The 14,163-nt window shown below is 66.9% G+C and carries 12 protein-coding genes; 5 read left to right on the top strand and 7 right to left on the bottom strand.

Annotated features, from left to right (window positions below; all coding sequences use genetic code 11):
- The first annotated feature begins 5 nt into the window (after positions 1–5).
- Positions 6–1,715: a bifunctional protein-serine/threonine kinase/phosphatase gene (locus tag BLW05_RS23340; protein ID WP_093166105.1), complete on the top strand. Its 1,710-nt coding sequence runs from the start codon at positions 6–8 to the stop codon at positions 1,713–1,715.
- Between the two features lie 29 nt (positions 1,716–1,744).
- Here the strand turns inward: BLW05_RS23340 and BLW05_RS23345 are convergent, their stop codons facing one another.
- Complete coding sequence (locus tag BLW05_RS23345) at positions 1,745–3,016, bottom strand: MFS transporter (protein WP_093165956.1); 1,272 nt, start codon at positions 3,014–3,016, stop codon at positions 1,745–1,747.
- Positions 3,017–3,241: 225 nt separating this feature from the next.
- Between BLW05_RS23345 and BLW05_RS23350 the strand changes: the two genes are divergently transcribed.
- Entirely contained in the window at positions 3,242–4,528 is a 1,287-nt protein-coding gene (locus BLW05_RS23350; RefSeq protein WP_256330471.1) for an ANTAR domain-containing protein, read from the top strand.
- A 15-nt stretch (positions 4,529–4,543) separates the two neighbouring features.
- Here the strand turns inward: BLW05_RS23350 and BLW05_RS23355 are convergent, their stop codons facing one another.
- From BLW05_RS23355 to BLW05_RS23370, 4 genes are all read right to left on the bottom strand, one after another.
- The gene (locus tag BLW05_RS23355) at positions 4,544–5,350 is read right to left on the bottom strand and encodes an ABC transporter ATP-binding protein (protein WP_093165957.1); all 807 of its coding nucleotides are present in this window, start codon (positions 5,348–5,350) and stop codon (positions 4,544–4,546) included.
- Positions 5,347–6,261, bottom strand: a complete 915-nt coding sequence (gene ntrB / locus BLW05_RS23360) for a nitrate ABC transporter permease (RefSeq protein WP_093165958.1) — start codon at positions 6,259–6,261, stop codon at positions 5,347–5,349. The genes BLW05_RS23355 and ntrB overlap by 4 nt, the downstream gene beginning before the upstream one ends.
- 10 nt (positions 6,262–6,271) lie before the next feature.
- Positions 6,272–7,516 (bottom strand): CmpA/NrtA family ABC transporter substrate-binding protein, encoded by a 1,245-nt coding sequence (locus BLW05_RS23365; RefSeq protein WP_093165959.1) that lies wholly within the window; start codon positions 7,514–7,516, stop codon positions 6,272–6,274.
- 328 nt (positions 7,517–7,844) lie between these two features.
- Positions 7,845–9,110, bottom strand: a complete 1,266-nt coding sequence (locus BLW05_RS23370; RefSeq protein WP_093165960.1) for a nitrate regulatory protein — start codon at positions 9,108–9,110, stop codon at positions 7,845–7,847.
- Positions 9,111–9,186: 76 nt separating this feature from the next.
- Here BLW05_RS23370 and tsaD point away from each other — a divergent pair, with 76 nt between their 5' ends.
- Positions 9,187–10,236, top strand: coding sequence for a tRNA (adenosine(37)-N6)-threonylcarbamoyltransferase complex transferase subunit TsaD (tsaD, locus tag BLW05_RS23375; protein ID WP_093165961.1), 1,050 nt, complete (start codon positions 9,187–9,189; stop codon positions 10,234–10,236).
- Here the strand turns inward: tsaD and BLW05_RS23380 are convergent.
- Positions 10,184–10,924 carry an alpha/beta hydrolase gene (locus BLW05_RS23380; RefSeq protein WP_093165962.1) on the bottom strand — a complete coding sequence of 247 codons (741 nt, stop codon included), beginning with the start codon at positions 10,922–10,924 and terminating at the stop codon, positions 10,184–10,186. The two genes, tsaD and BLW05_RS23380, sit on opposite strands and share 53 nt — an antisense overlap.
- Positions 10,925–11,160: 236 nt before the next feature.
- Complete coding sequence (locus BLW05_RS23385) at positions 11,161–11,532, bottom strand: Hsp20/alpha crystallin family protein (protein WP_093165963.1); 372 nt, start codon at positions 11,530–11,532, stop codon at positions 11,161–11,163.
- Positions 11,533–11,654: 122 nt separating this feature from the next.
- Here BLW05_RS23385 and BLW05_RS23390 point away from each other — a divergent pair, with 122 nt between their 5' ends.
- Positions 11,655–12,935: a branched-chain amino acid ABC transporter substrate-binding protein gene (locus tag BLW05_RS23390; protein ID WP_093165964.1), complete on the top strand. Its 1,281-nt coding sequence runs from the start codon at positions 11,655–11,657 to the stop codon at positions 12,933–12,935.
- Positions 12,932–14,113: a pyridoxal phosphate-dependent aminotransferase gene (locus BLW05_RS23395; protein WP_256330460.1), complete on the top strand. Its 1,182-nt coding sequence runs from the start codon at positions 12,932–12,934 to the stop codon at positions 14,111–14,113. The genes BLW05_RS23390 and BLW05_RS23395 overlap by 4 nt, the downstream gene beginning before the upstream one ends.
- The last annotated feature ends 50 nt before the right edge of the window (positions 14,114–14,163 follow it).

Genomic DNA, 14,163 nt, shown 5'->3' on the forward strand with positions numbered 1-14,163 from the left:
GCGCCATGAGTTTCGAGGTGGACATCGGCTACAGCAGCGAGCGCGGACCGCGCGACGTCAACGAGGACTTCGCGGGCGCGGTGCGTGCGCCGAAGGGCGAGGAGGCGCGTGGGCTGATCGCCGCCATTGCGGACGGCGTCTCGACCGGCGGCCGGGGCCTGGAAGCCGCGCAGACCACGGTGATGGGGCTTCTGGGCGACTACTTCGCGACGCCCGACACCTGGGAGCCGACGGCCGCACTGGACCGCCTGATCGGCGCGCAGAACTCCTGGCTCGCCGACCACAACCGCCGTCGCCAAGGCGGCGGTGCGGCGCTCACCACGCTCACCGCCTTGGTTCTGCACGGGCAGAGCTACACGCTCGCGCACGTCGGCGATACCCGCGCATGGCGCGTGCGGCAGGACGGCGAGCCCGCCGCACCGCTGACGCAGGACCATGCGTTCGACCATCCCGACCTGCGCAGCCGCCTGACGCGCGCGATCGGCCTCGACGATCTGGTGCGTGTCGACTACGTGCAGGGCGATGTGCGCGTCGGCGATTGCTTCGTGCTGAGCTCTGACGGCGTGCACGGGGTGCTCAAGCCGCAGCATCTCGCCGAGATCGCGTTGCGCGGCAATGCGGCCGAAGCGAGCGATGCGCTCGTGCGCGTCGCGCTGGCCGCCGGCACGCGCGACAACGCAACTGCGCTGGTGATTCGCATCACGGGTCTGGACGCGCGCCAGCTCGACGACGAACTCGGCGACGTTCGCCGGCTCGCGCCGCCGCCCGTGCTGAAGGTGGGCGACACCATCGATGGCTACGTGGTGACCGCATTGGTGGCCGACACCGGCATTCATCTGCTCTACCAGGCGCGCGACCAGGGGACGCGCAAATTGGTCGCGCTCAAGACCCTGCACCCCGCTCGTGCCAGCGATCCTCAGGAGCGCGCGATGCTCGCGCACGAAGCCTGGCTCGGCCTGCGCGTCAGCACGCGCGCGGATGGCGGCTTCGTGCGAGTGCACGAACGCGCGCCCGGTGCGAGTGCGCTCTACACCGTCTTCGACTGGCACGGCGGGCGCACGCTGGAGCAGATCCGGAAGACGCAGCCGCGCGGCGCGGTCGCCGAAGTTGTCGCCGCAGCCATCGAAGTCGCCCGCGCGCTGGGCCGCCTGCACCGTCATGGGGTGGTGCATCGCGACATCAAGCCCGGCAACCTGCACCTCGGCGAGGACGGACACTGGCGCATCCTCGATCTGGGCGTGGCGCTTTCCGGGCGCGAAGGCGAGGCCCAGCGCGAGTTGCATGCCGGCACGCCGAGCTACATCAACCCCGAGCAGTGGGACGGGCAGGGCGCCGATGCGGCGAGCGACCTGTTCGCGCTCGGCGTCACGCTCTACCAGTGGCTGGCCGGGCGTCTGCCCTACGGCGAGATCGAGCCCTACCAGTCCGCGCGCTACCGGCGCGATCCGGTCGCCTTGTCGCGCATCCGTCCCGACGTGCCGATCTGGCTCGACCACCTGGTGTGCAAGGCGGTCGCACGCGATCCCAGGCAGCGCTTCGAGACCGCCGAGGAGATGCTGCTCGCGCTGGAGCGCGGCGCCGCGAGACCCGTCAGCGCGCCGAGCGCCACGCCGTTGATCCACCGCGATCCGGCGGCGCTCTACAAGATTGCCCTGGCCGTGTCGGTGCTGCTCAACGCGCTGCTTGCCTTCTGGCTGCTTTTCCTTCCGCGCTGAATCTTCGTGCGTCATGACGTTCGCCTTGCTCACGCGTTGCGTGCCTTGGGAGTGCGCTTGGGCGCGTGAGCCGGCGCGGGCGCATGCACTGTCGCGCGGGCGCGTCCGCCTTTCTCGGCCCAGGTGCGCGTCCAGCGGATCTGCATGACGCGCATCACGCCGAGCATCACGACCGAGAGCACGGCGAAGAAGACGAAGCCCCAGGTGTAGCTGCCGAGGTACTGCTTCGACAGGCCCATGGCATTCGGCACCAGCCCGCCGCCGAGCGCGCCGATCTCGCCGATCATCGAGCCGGCCACCGCGGTGGTCGCGGGCCAGCGCAGCGGCACGAGCTGGAACAGGGCCCCGTTGCCCGCGCCGAGTGCCGCGAAGCAGACGATCAGCAGCAGGGTGGTGATCGCCAGCGAGCCCGACGAGAAGCCGACCAGCACCAGCGCGACAGCCACCACCAGCAGCACCAGCGTGAGCGTGTTGACACCGCCCCAACGATCGGAGATCCAGCCGCCGATCACGCGCACCGCCGCACCCATGAAGGCAGCCAGCATCGTGAGCTGCCCGGCCTGCACCTTGCTCACCCCGAACTGGTCGTAGTAGTACGAGGGCAGGAAGGTCGTGAGGCCGATGAAGCCTCCGAAGGTCACGCCGTAGATCAGGCTGAACACCCAGCCGTCCTTCTCGAACAGGCAGGCGATGTGTTCGCGCAAGCTCGCGTGGCTGTCGACGTCCGGCGGTTCCTTCGCGCAGACGACCATCACGATCATCGGCACCAGGATCGCGACCGCCGCGATGCCGTAGACGCTCTGCCAGCCCAGCCATTGCGCCAGCGGCGGCGCGACCAGCACCGACACCGCGGTACCCACGTTGCCCGCACCGACGAGGCCCATCGCCAGGCCCTTGTGCTGCGGCGGGAACCAGCCCGAGCCGAGCGACAGCGCCACGCCGAAGCTCGCGCCCGCGATGCCCAGCAGCACGCCCATCGCGAGCAGGTCGTTGAAGGTGTGCACCATGAAGAAGCCGAACAGCATCGCGACGGCGATCAGGCCCATCTCGACCAGCGTGGCCTTCTTGCGGCCGATGTATTGCGCGAGCACGCCGAGCGGGAAGCGCATCAGCGCGCCCGCAATGATCGGTACCGACAGCATCAGCCCCTTCTGCGCCGGCGACAGGTTGAAGGTCTCGCCGATGAACGGCGCCATCGCGCCATTGAGCACCCAGATGCAGCACGAGAAGGCGAAGTACAGGAAGGCCGCGAACAACGTCGGGCCGTGGCCTGCGCGCAAGAAGGACTTGAAGCTGGACATGGGCTTTCAATGCGAAACGCCGCGGCGCAGCCGTTGGCGGGCCGTGTCGTGGGGCGAGGGTGGGGTGGAGTGCCGGCAGCGGACGCTGACGGCGTGAGCGGTGTTCGACGTGCAGGACTCTGCAGCTTCACCAAAGCGGTGCTTCGTTACACCGCACCCACGTTCACGCAAGACGCATGCCAGTCCATACGTGCAGGCGTGGCCTATGCTTCCATCTGTATCCCGATGTTGGCCGTGAACTCCCTTCTTGTCGTTCTTCCTTCCGAGTCCGCCGGACTGCCCGATGTGCTGCAGCGGGCATTGGGCGATGGCGTTGATTTTTCGGCCATCGCGCGCGCCACGCCGGACACGCTCTTGTCGCAGGCCGCAGCACTCGGCTCGCGCGAGATCGTGGCGTATATGGCGCAGGCACTGCCGGACCTTCTCGATGCACTGGCGGCGTGCGGCGGTGTGCTGCCTTGCCCGCTGAGTCTTGTCTCCGAACCGCTGGAGCGCGATGGCCACGAGAGGCTGGCTGCGCTGGGCGTCAATGCGTGGATGCCCATCGAATCGCTGGACGCACGCACGCTCGATGCACTGCTCAGCCGTGCCCGCGCGCGCTGGGCGCGCGAATCGGCGCTGCGCACCGAACTGGACGCGCTGCGCACCCGCTTCGACGAACGCAAGTGGATCGATCGCGCGAAAGGCCTGCTGATGTCGGCGCGCGGCATCGGCGAAGACGAGGCTTTCGGCCTGCTGCGCGGCGCGGCGATGCACGCGAACCTGCGTCTCGGCGAGGTCTCGCGATCGGTGGTCGAGGCCTCGCGTTGGGCGGATGCGATCAATCGTGCAGGGCAGTTGCGCATGCTGTCGCAGCGACTCGTCCGTCTTTCCGCTCAGGCGTTGGCGGGCATCGACGCCAGGCGCGCCCGAGTGCTTCGCACCCAGTCGACCGAGCGCGTGCAGGACAACTTCGTTCATCTGGCGGCCCTCGAACTCGATGGAACGGCATCGCACGCGCTGGCGGAAGCGCGTGTGGCCTGGAACGCGCTCGAAGTGGCGCTCGGCATGCGGATGTCGCCGCAGGTGCTTGCGGACATCGACGGGCGCGCCGATGCATTGCTGCTTGCCGCCGAAGCGCTGACCGGCGCGCTGGAGATTTCCGGCGCACGACGCGCGCTGCGCATCGTCAACATCTGCGGCCGCCAGCGCATGCGCGCGCAGCGGCTCGCGAAGGATGCGCTGCTGGCTTCGACGCTCTCATCCGGCGCCTCGCGCGAACGCCTGGCGCCGACCATGGGCGAATTCGAATCCGCGCTGCTCGAACTGGAACAGGCGCCGCTCAGCTCGCCCGACATCCGCGCCGCGCTTGCGTCCGCTGGCGACGAGTGGCTGCGATTGGTGCGCGGCGTGCGCGAGGTCGACAGCGCCGAAGGGCGCGCCGCGCTGGTGCGATCCAGCGACGCGCTGGTCGAGACTTTCGACCAGCTCACTGCGTCGTACGAGCACAGTCTGCAGGTCCTCATGTCCTGACTCCGCCGGTTCCGTTCAGGCGGCGACCTTCTCCACGTGCGCCTGGCGGGTGTACAGGAAGTCGATCACTGCCTTGCGCGCATGCACGTAGACCGGGTCTTCGGCCAGTTCCACACGGTTGCGCGGGCGCGGAAGGTCGACGGACAGCACTTCGCCGATGGTCGCCGCGGGGCCGTTGGTGAGCATCACGATACGGTCCGACAGCAGCACCGCTTCGTCCACGTCGTGCGTGACCATGACCACCGTGCTGTGCGTCTTCTGCACGATCGCGAGCAATTCGTCCTGCAGCTTGGCGCGGGTGAGTGCGTCGAGCGCGCCGAAAGGCTCGTCCATCAGCAGCACCTTGGGTTCCATCGACAGGGCACGCGCGATGCCCACGCGCTGCTTCATGCCGCCGGAGATTTCGCCGGGGCGCTTCTGCGCCGCGGCGGTGAGTCCGACCATCGCGAGCGCCGCTTCGGTGCGCGCCTTCAGTTGCGCCCTGTTTTCGGTTGACGCGAAGACGCGCTCGACCGCCAGATGGACGTTCTCGTAGCAGGTGAGCCACGGCAGCAGCGAATGGTTCTGGAACACCACCGCCCGTTCCGGTCCGGGGCCCTTGATCTCCCGGTTGGCGCACAGCAGCGCGCCCTGGGTGGGCGTGGTGAGCCCGGCGATCAGGTTCAGCAGCGTCGACTTGCCGCAGCCCGAATGCCCGATCAGCGTGATGAACTCACCCTTGGCCACCTGCAGATGGATGTCTCGCAGCGCGAGGAAGCTGCCCTTCGGCGTCTTGAAGCGTTGCTCCACACCGTGGATGTCGATGTACTTCTGATCATTCATGACTTCACCTCTTCGAACGTGAATGCGGTGGCGACCTTGATCAGCGCGAACTCGAGCACGAGGCCGACGATGCCGATGACGAAGATCGCGATGATGATGTTGGCGACGTTGAGGTTGTTCCATTCGTCCCACACCCAGAAGCCGATGCCGACGCCGCCGGTCAGCATCTCGGCCGCGACGATCACGAGCCATGCGGTGCCGACCGCGAGGCGCACGCCGGTGAGCATGTAGGGAAGCACCGCGGGGAAGAGGATCCTGGTGAAGATCTTCCATTCGCTCAGGTCGAGCACGCGCGCGACGTTCATGTAGTCGCTTGGCACGCGCTGCACGCCCACCGCGGTGTTGATGATCATCGGCCAGATCGAGCAGATGAAGATGGTCCAGATGGCGGCCGGGTTCGCGCCCTTGAAGACCAGCAGGCCGATCGGCAGCCACGCGAGCGGCGAGACCGGACGCAGCAGGCTGATCAGCGGATTGAACATGCGCGAGAGGAACTCGAATCGCCCGATCGCGAAGCCCGCCGGAATGCCGACCAGCGCCGCGAGGCCGAAGCCCAGCGCCACGCGCCGGAGGGACGAGAGCACGTTCCAGCCCACGCCCTGGTCGTTCGGCCCCTTGCTGTAGAACGGATCGCTGAACACCTGCACCGCCTGCTGCCAGGTGGCGAGCGGCGTGGGGAAGCCGGTGGTGCTTTTCATCGCGACCAGTTCCCAGACGAGGATCAAGAGCGCGATGCCGAGCACCGGCGGAAGCACCCGTAGCCAAAGGCCGCTGAAGTCGCGCGGCGCGCGCGGCACCGACTTCGCGACAACGGGAGCCGGCTCCGGTGCAGGTCTTGGCGCAGCGAGCGGCGCGCTCTTCGGCGCCTGCGGCATGGCGTCGATGGGAGAGTGAAAGACGGCACTGACCATGACGTGCTCCTCAGGCGTGGACCTTGAACGAATCGGCGTACTGCTTCGGGTTCTTGCCGTCCCACACCACGCCGTCGATCAGCTTGCTGGTGCGCATGGCGTCCTTCGGCACGGCGGTCTTCGTGGCGGCGGCGGCCTGCTTGTAGATGTCGATCTGGTTGATCTGCGTGGCTACCTGCAGGTAGTCCGGATGGTCCTTGAGCAGACCCCAGCGCTTGTGCTGTGTGAGGAACCACATGCCGTCCGACAGGTACGGGAAGCTGACCGCACCGTCGTTGTAGAACTTCATGTAGTTGGGGTCGTCCCAGTTCCTGCCGAGCCCGTTGGTGTAGCGCCCCAGGATGCGCTGGTTGATGGCGTCCACGCTGGTGTTGACGTAGCTCTTGTCGGCAATCGTCTCGGCCATCTTGTTCTTGTTCTGCAGGCCGGTGTCGATCCACTTGCTGGCTTCGAGGATTGCCGCGGTTACCGCGCGTGCGGTGTTGGGGTACTTCTTGACGAAGTCGCCGGTGGTGCCGAGCACCTTTTCCGGATGGTCCTTCCAGATGTCCTGCGTGGTGACGGCGGTGATGCCGATGCCGTCCATGATCGCGCGCTGGCCCCAGGGCTCGCCGACGCAGTAGCCGTCCATGTTGCCCACGCGCATGTTCGCGACCATCTGCGGCGGCGGCACGGTGATGACCTTGGCGTCCTTGAGCGGGTTGATGCCGTTGGCTGCCATCCAGTAGTAGAGCCACATCGCGTGCGTGCCGGTCGGGAAGGTCTGCGCGAAGGTGTATTCGCCCTTGTCGGCGGCCATGACCTTGGCGAGCGAGGCGCCATCCACTGCGCCTTTTTCGGCGAGTTTCTTCGACAGCGTGATCGCCTGCCCGTTGTTGTTGAGCGTCATCAGCACCGCCATGTCCTTCTTCGGGCCGCCGATGCCGAGATGCACGCCGTAGACCAGCCCGTAGAGCACATGGGCGAAGTCCAGCTCGCCGTTGACCAGCTTGTCGCGCACGCCGGCCCAGCTCGCTTCCTTGCTCGGGACGATCTTCACGCCGTACTTCTTGTCGATGCCGAGCACCGAGGCCATCACGACGCTGGCGCAGTCGGTGAGGGGAATGAAGCCGATCTTCACTTCCTCCTTTTCGGGCTTGTCCGAACCCTGCGCCCAGACGGCGGCGCGCAGCGCAGGGTCCAGCCCCAGCGCGCCGGCGGCCGCGGCCTGCAGCACACGGCGGCGACTGAGTTTGTGGGTGAGCGAATCGGTCATGGGGCGAGCTCCAGTCAGCAAGGTCAAAACGCAAAAACAAAAAGGCGTCCACACCGCGCAGGGGCTGCTCGAAAACGAGCCCTTGCGGGTGGGGACGCCTTTGTCCGGTGGGTGGGCCGCATCCGCCGTTGGATGCTGCCTGCCTGAGACCTTCGTCGGTCTACGCGAGAGATTCAGCAAGCGGCGTGCCAGCCGCTCGTGCGTGTTCGATGCTATGGAAAAGATAGCGCCAAGGTGCGGAAGGCATTAGGTTTCCACGGAAGTTCGGCGTGCCGAGGCGTTCAGGCTGCCGCCGTTGTGCGCTGCACCAATCCGGATCGCCAGCGCCTCAGGGAGCCGCATTCCGGGGCAGCAGCTCCGCCATCGCGAGCACCGACTCGGCGACCTCGGTCAGCCTGCGGCCCTGGTTCATCGCGGTCTGGCGCAGCATCTTGTGCGCTTCCTGTTCGCTGATGCGGCGATGCGCCATCAGGAGTCCCTTGGCGCGCTCGACCACCTTGCGCTCGTTCAGCGCGGTGCGGACGGTTTCGAGCTCGTCGCTCATCGCCTGCAGGCGGTGCGACTGTTCCTGGACCATGTCGAGAATGGAGCGTTCGAGCTGCCGTCCGTAAGGCGCGGCGTCGCCGGCCGGTTGCGCAGGGCCATGGGAATCGAAGAACGCCGCACCGGGCGGATCGGAGGCATCCGCCAACTTCAGCAGCAGCGCTTCGTGTGCCGCGAGCTCGTCGCGCGCCTCGGCCGTCTTCTGCTTGCAGATGCTGCGCAGTTGCCCGGCCAGCTGCTCCTCGACCGCCTGCATCGCATCGATACGCTGCGTGCAGCAGTCGAACCACAACGGGCTCAGCTCGGGGTCCAGTGCGACGCCGGCAGGCGCGGCGCAGGCGATTCGGCGCAGGCGCTCGAGTTCGGCGATCTGTCCGGGCGGCTGATTCGCGCGCCACACCTCGGCGAGGGCCGCGTTCGAAAAGCTCACGAAGACCTTGAAGCAGCGCTCCTGCGAATCGATCAGGTGCAGCCATTGCTGCTGCCGCGCGCCGTCGTTCCGGCCCGAGGCGAAGGCCGCAGCGCCGCAGGCGCGTTCCTGGCCTGCGAATTCCTTGCCCTGCATGAAGTTGAACAGGGCCACCAGCACGCGCGAGATCTCGGGGTCGGTTGCGCCGTCCGCGGCCTCGAAGACGACCGCGAGCAAGCCGGCGATGAGCTTGACGAACGCGGCGGTCGACTCGGCCGCGCCAATCTCCAGCACGCCGATGCGGCGCCGCAGTTCCGGCAGCGCGTCGAGCCCGGGCAGCACCCAGGCGATGCGGCTGAACAGGCGCGCGCCGTTGCCGATGCGGCTCTGCGCGGCCAGTTGCTCGAAGCTCTGGCGCACAGCGGCTTCCATGTGCTGGCTTTCCGCGAGCTGCTCGCGGCGCTGTTCGGCGAAGCGCTGGCCCTGCGAAGCCAGCAGGACGTTGGAGAGACCGCGCTCGCGCTGGAGCGCGTGCACCAGCCGCCCGATCGTGCCGACCAATTCGCTGGTGCGGTCGAGCTGCTCGAGCCCCTCGATCTCGCAGCGCAGGGCGGCAATCAGAAAACCGAGGCCTGATTTCATCGGGGGTGCGGGTCCATCTCGAAGGACTTGGAGCAACATCCGTGCCCCGATCCTGGTCGCCACCTACACTCGCGGGATGTTTGTATTGGGAATCGAGTCCTCCTGCGACGAAACCGGCGTAGCGCTGGTGGAGGCCGGCGCGAGCGGTCTGCCGCGCCTTGCGGCGCACGCGTTGCACAGCCAGATCGCGATGCACCAGGCCTACGGCGGCGTCGTGCCCGAACTGGCGAGCCGCGACCACATCCGCCGCGTGCTGCCGCTGGCCGAATCCGTCTTCGCGCAGGCCGGGCAGCAGCTTTCCGACGTGGACGTCGTGGCGTACACGCGCGGGCCGGGGCTCGCGGGTGCGCTTCTCGTTGGCGCGGGGGTGGCGTGCGCGCTGGGCGCTGCGCTGGGCAAACCGGTGCTGGGCGTGCATCACCTCGAAGGGCACCTGCTGTCGCCATTCCTGAGCGCGGATCCGCCCGAGTTTCCATTCGTGGCGCTGCTGGTGTCTGGCGGCCACACGCAGCTCATGCGGGTGGACGGCGTGGGGAAGTACGAACTGCTCGGCGAAACCATCGACGACGCGGCCGGCGAAGCCTTCGACAAGAGCGCCAAGCTGCTGGGCCTGCCCTATCCAGGCGGTCCGTGGCTCGCCAAGCTGGCGGAAACCGGCGACGCAGCCGCTTTCAAGCTGCCACGCCCGCTGCTGCACAGCGGGGATCTGGATTTCTCCTTCGCCGGGCTCAAGACGGCCGTTCTGACGCAGGCAAAGAAGCTCGGCGACGCGCTGGATTCACGCAAGTCCGATCTGGCGGCCTCGACCCAGGCGGCAATCGTCGAGGTGTTGCTGAAGAAATCCATCGCAGCGATCGAGCAGACCGGGCTGAACCGGCTGGTGGTCGCTGGCGGCGTCGGTGCGAACCGATCGCTGCGCGATCAGCTCGACGCGGCGTGCGCCAGGCGCGGCGTGCGCGTGCACTACCCCGAACTTCACTTGTGCACCGACAACGGCGCCATGATCGCGATGGCCGCCGCGATGCGCCTGCAGGCCGGCATCCAGCAGCCGACCGAGCGCTATGCGTTCGACGTCAAGCCGCGATGGCCATTGGCATCGCTGAGCGCAGAACCGGAGCCGGCCTGACGGGTTGTCTGGCGGTCTTCTTCGGCAGCGGAAGCACGTCGAGCATCTGTCGCCAGAGCTGGGACCATTGCGGCCAGTCGTGGCCGCCTTCGGTGGTGAAGACATGGCCGGCGGGCAGGGCATCTGCCAGCAATTGATGATTGGCCGCGAAACGGTCGCCGAGGCCGTAGCCCAGATAGAGCGGGGGCAGGCTTTCCGCGCGTTCCGGCGATGCGTACTGCTGCAGCCACGGCCAGAGCTTGCGATCCACTTCCTGGTCCGGGGGCGGGCCCTCCGGCACCTTCCAGGTGCGCAGGCCGCCCGCCTTCTGGATCTCGGCGGCCACCGGGCGGCGACCGAGGTACGGGGCCAGCGTCACGATGCCGTCGATCGTGCCGGGCTTGGCCAGTTCGTGGATGAGCGCACCGAAGCCGCCGATGGAAATGCCCACGAGCCAGAGCTTCTTGTAGCCCGCCGCGCGCTGGGGCTCGATCACGTCCTCATGCAGCCGTTCGACGAAGGTCTGGTCGTAGAAATAGGACACGTCGGCATCGACGAGCAGGGCGTCGGCCGCGAACTCGCGCTCGTGCACGGCACCGATGAATCCCTCGCGTTCGAATTCTTCAGGCTTCAGGAATGCCCCGGGGAGGAACACCAGGAGGGTGTCGGAACGAGCATCGGCGTCTGCAAGCTTCAAATGCGTCTTCATGAGTGTTCGTGCAGGTACCCCCTGGCGCGCCGGCTGCGTTAGCAGTCCGCCGCCCCCTCGGGCACGGGTTAGTACGAAAGCTTTGAAAAATACGTCACAGAACGTGACGTATTTCGCACGGATTGTGAGTTAGAAATAAGAAAGGGCCGGCAACCAAAAGTTACCGACCCGTCCTTAGGGGCTTTCTTTACGACTGTCCGGCGCCCGAATTTGCCGGAGATGCCGCCGCTTGGCGGTCAGTTGATGGCGAGTTGCGCGACGTTGCTGACCGGCACGCGCTTGCCCAGCTTGAGGGTCAGAACGCCGTTTTCGAGCTTGGCTTCGCTCGCGGTGGCGTCGATTTCCTGCGGCAGCTCGTACGCCGCCTTGACCTGGCGCTTGGCTTCGGCCTTGCTCTCGATGCGAACCACCGCGCCTTCGATGCCGATCGTCAGGTCGTCGCGCGACAGGCCCGGCACATCGAGCGTCAAGGTCCAGGTCTTCTCGTCCTGCTCGACGTTGACCGAGCGTTGGGCGCCGGTGAAGGCTTCGTTGAAGAAGCGCTCCACACTGCGGTCGAACGAACGCGGAGCGAAACGGGCGGTGCGAATGGCGGGTGCGAAAAACATGTGTGAACTCCTGGGCATGACGAAGAGGACAAGAATGTGTGTCCCGTACACTGCGCGGCGTTTCAACAAGACAAGTGCCGCATGCCTCCACATCTAGGCATTGCGCAATGCGTTTCAAGAGAATGGCTTCCAGCTTTATTTGGCGTCGCAGGGCCTTGAAATTCGCGGCTCTGGCGCTATGCACAGGTGCGATCGCACCACTGCAGGCGCAGGACACGAAGCCGATCCGGCTCGCGCTGATCGAAAGCATGAGCGGCCCGTTCGCCAATACCGGCGAGGCCGTCTTCCGCAATCTGCTGTGGGCCGTCGAGCGGGTCAATGCCCGCGGCGGCGTGAAGCTGCCGGGCGGTGCGCGCTTCCTGCAGCTCGATCGCTACGACAGCAAGGGGCAGAACGAAGAGGCGCTCTCCGCCCTGCGCGCCGCGATGGATGACGGCGCACGTATCGTGCTGCAGGGCAATTCGTCCGCGACCGCCGCCGCCCTGATCGATGCGATCGACAAGAACAACGAGCGCGATCCTGCAAGGCGTGTCCTGTTCCTCAACTACTCGGCGGTCGACCCGATCCTGACCAACGAGCGCTGCAGCTTCTGGCACTTCCGCTTCGATGCGCATACCGACATGCGCGTCGCCGCGCTCATGGAGATGATGAAGGACGACAAGTCGCTCAAGCGCGTCTACCTCATCGGGCAGGACTACAGCTTCGGCCAGTCGGTGCTGCGCGAATCGAAACGGCAGTTGGCCGAGCTGCGTCCGGACGTCCAGATCGTCGGCGAGGAACTGCATCCGATGGGCCGCGTGAAGGACTTCGCCCCCTACGCGACCAAGATCATGGCCAGCGGCGCGCAGGCGGTGATCACCGGCAACTGGGGCAACGACCTCACGCTGCTCGTGAAGGCGGCGCGGGAAGCGGGGTTCAGCGGCAGCTTCTACACCTTCTATGGCAATGCGCTCGGTGCGCCTGCGGCGATCGGCGACGCGGGCATCGGCCGTGTCATCGCGGTCGCCGACTGGCTGCCCAATGTGCAGACACCGCAGTCGGAGGCCTTCTACCAGTCGTTCCGCGCGCGGTTTCCGAAGCCCTCGGACGACTACGTGCACATGCGCATGCAGTTGCTCGTCGAGGCGCTCGCGCAGGCGATCGAAAAGGCGGGCACCGTCGACACGGTGGCCGTCGCGCGCGCGCTCGAAACAGCGGATGTCACGCTCGCGGGCCAGCGGGGTCGCATGCGCGCCGAGGATCACCAGTTCCAGCAGACGCTGGTGGTCGGCGTCATGGACAAGCAGGGCGCGCCCGGCGTGAAGTTCGACGTCGAAGGGTCGGGCTATGGCTTCCGCGTCGTGAAGATCATCCCTGCTGACCGCGCGCAAATGCCGACGAGCTGCAGAATGCAGCGCCCTTGAATTCCAAGATAGAGAAATCGATGCGCGAAGCCATCCACAACCTCGAAGCCTCCAAGATCCGCGAAGTCGCCAATGCCGGGCTCGGCCGTTCCGACGTGCTCGCGTTCTGGTTCGGCGAAAGCGACGAAGTCACGCCGGACGTCATTCGCCAGGCCGCCATCGACTCGCTGCAGCGCGGCGAGACCTTCTATGCCCACAACCTGGGCCTGCCCGAACTTCGCGAAGCCGTCGCGGCGTACATGAGCGGATTGCATCCGAAGATCGATGCCTCCCGGATCGCGATCACCTCCGGTGGCGTCAGTGCGCTCATGCTCGCGGTGCAGGCGCTGGTGGATGCGGGCGACGAGGTCGTGGCCGTCACGCCGGTCTGGCCGAACCTGACGGCGCAGCCGGCGATCCTCGGCGCCGACGTGCGGTGCGTGTCGCTGGTGCCGCAGGGCGGGCAGTGGACGCTCGACATCGATGCCCTGCGGGCCGCGGTCACCTCGAAGACGAAGCTGCTCATCGTCAACGCGCCCAACAACCCGACGGGCTGGACGCTCAGCCGCGACGAACAACAGGCCATCCTCGACCATTGCCGCAAGACAGGCACCTGGATCCTCGCCGACGAGGTCTACGAGCGGCTCTACTACGAACCTACGGCCAATCGCTGTGCGCCCAGCTTCCTCGACGTGGCGACGCCCGACGACCGCCTGGTGGTCGCTCACAGCTTTTCCAAGAGCTTCCTGATGACCGGCTGGCGGCTTGGCTGGCTGGTGCTTCCGCCGGCGCTGATGGACGGCATGGGCAAGCTCATCGAGTTCAACACCTCCTGCGCGAGCGTGTTCACGCAGCGCGCCGGCATCGCTGCGCTGGCCCACACCGAGGAAATCACGCCGCGGATCGTCGCGCACCTCAAATCCTGCCGGGACACGCTCGTGCCGTTGCTGGCAGACATCCCCGGCGTGCAAGTGGCGCCTGCGCGGGGCGGCATGTACGCCTTCTTCAAGCTCGACGGCTTCGACGATTCGCTCGTCGTCGCCAAGCGCCTCGTCGCCGAAGCCGGCCTCGGCCTGGCCCCCGGCAACGCCTTCGCCCCCGAGGCGCAAGGCTGGCTCCGCTGGTGCTTTGCCTCAAAGGACAAGCAGCGCCTGATAGAAGGCGTCAATCGCCTGAAGCGCTGGCTACAGGCGCAATAAGCCCAGAAACACCGCGGATCCGGCTTCGCCGGTCCGCCGGTGTTGCCCCC

The sequence above is a fragment of the Variovorax sp. YR216 genome (genome assembly GCF_900107745.1).
Classification (GTDB): domain Bacteria; phylum Pseudomonadota; class Gammaproteobacteria; order Burkholderiales; family Burkholderiaceae_C; genus Variovorax.

Bases quoted from the DNA above. Each gene is read 5' to 3' on its own strand.
- BLW05_RS23380 (WP_093165962.1), bottom strand. From the start codon at position 10,924: ATGAAGACGCATTTGAAGCTTGCAGACGCCGATGCTCGTTCCGACACC.
- ntrB (WP_093165958.1), bottom strand. From the start codon at position 6,261: ATGGTCAGTGCCGTCTTTCACTCTCCCATCGACGCCATGCCGCAGGCG.
- tsaD (WP_093165961.1), top strand. From the start codon at position 9,187: ATGTTTGTATTGGGAATCGAGTCCTCCTGCGACGAAACCGGCGTAGCG.
- BLW05_RS23390 (WP_093165964.1), top strand. From the start codon at position 11,655: ATGGCTTCCAGCTTTATTTGGCGTCGCAGGGCCTTGAAATTCGCGGCT.
- BLW05_RS23365 (WP_093165959.1), bottom strand. From the start codon at position 7,516: ATGACCGATTCGCTCACCCACAAACTCAGTCGCCGCCGTGTGCTGCAG.
- BLW05_RS23385 (WP_093165963.1), bottom strand. From the start codon at position 11,532: ATGTTTTTCGCACCCGCCATTCGCACCGCCCGTTTCGCTCCGCGTTCG.
- BLW05_RS23355 (WP_093165957.1), bottom strand. From the start codon at position 5,350: ATGAATGATCAGAAGTACATCGACATCCACGGTGTGGAGCAACGCTTC.
- BLW05_RS23345 (WP_093165956.1), bottom strand. From the start codon at position 3,016: ATGTCCAGCTTCAAGTCCTTCTTGCGCGCAGGCCACGGCCCGACGTTG.
- BLW05_RS23340 (WP_093166105.1), top strand. From the start codon at position 6: ATGAGTTTCGAGGTGGACATCGGCTACAGCAGCGAGCGCGGACCGCGC.
- BLW05_RS23370 (WP_093165960.1), bottom strand. From the start codon at position 9,110: ATGAAATCAGGCCTCGGTTTTCTGATTGCCGCCCTGCGCTGCGAGATC.
- BLW05_RS23350 (WP_256330471.1), top strand. From the start codon at position 3,242: ATGTTGGCCGTGAACTCCCTTCTTGTCGTTCTTCCTTCCGAGTCCGCC.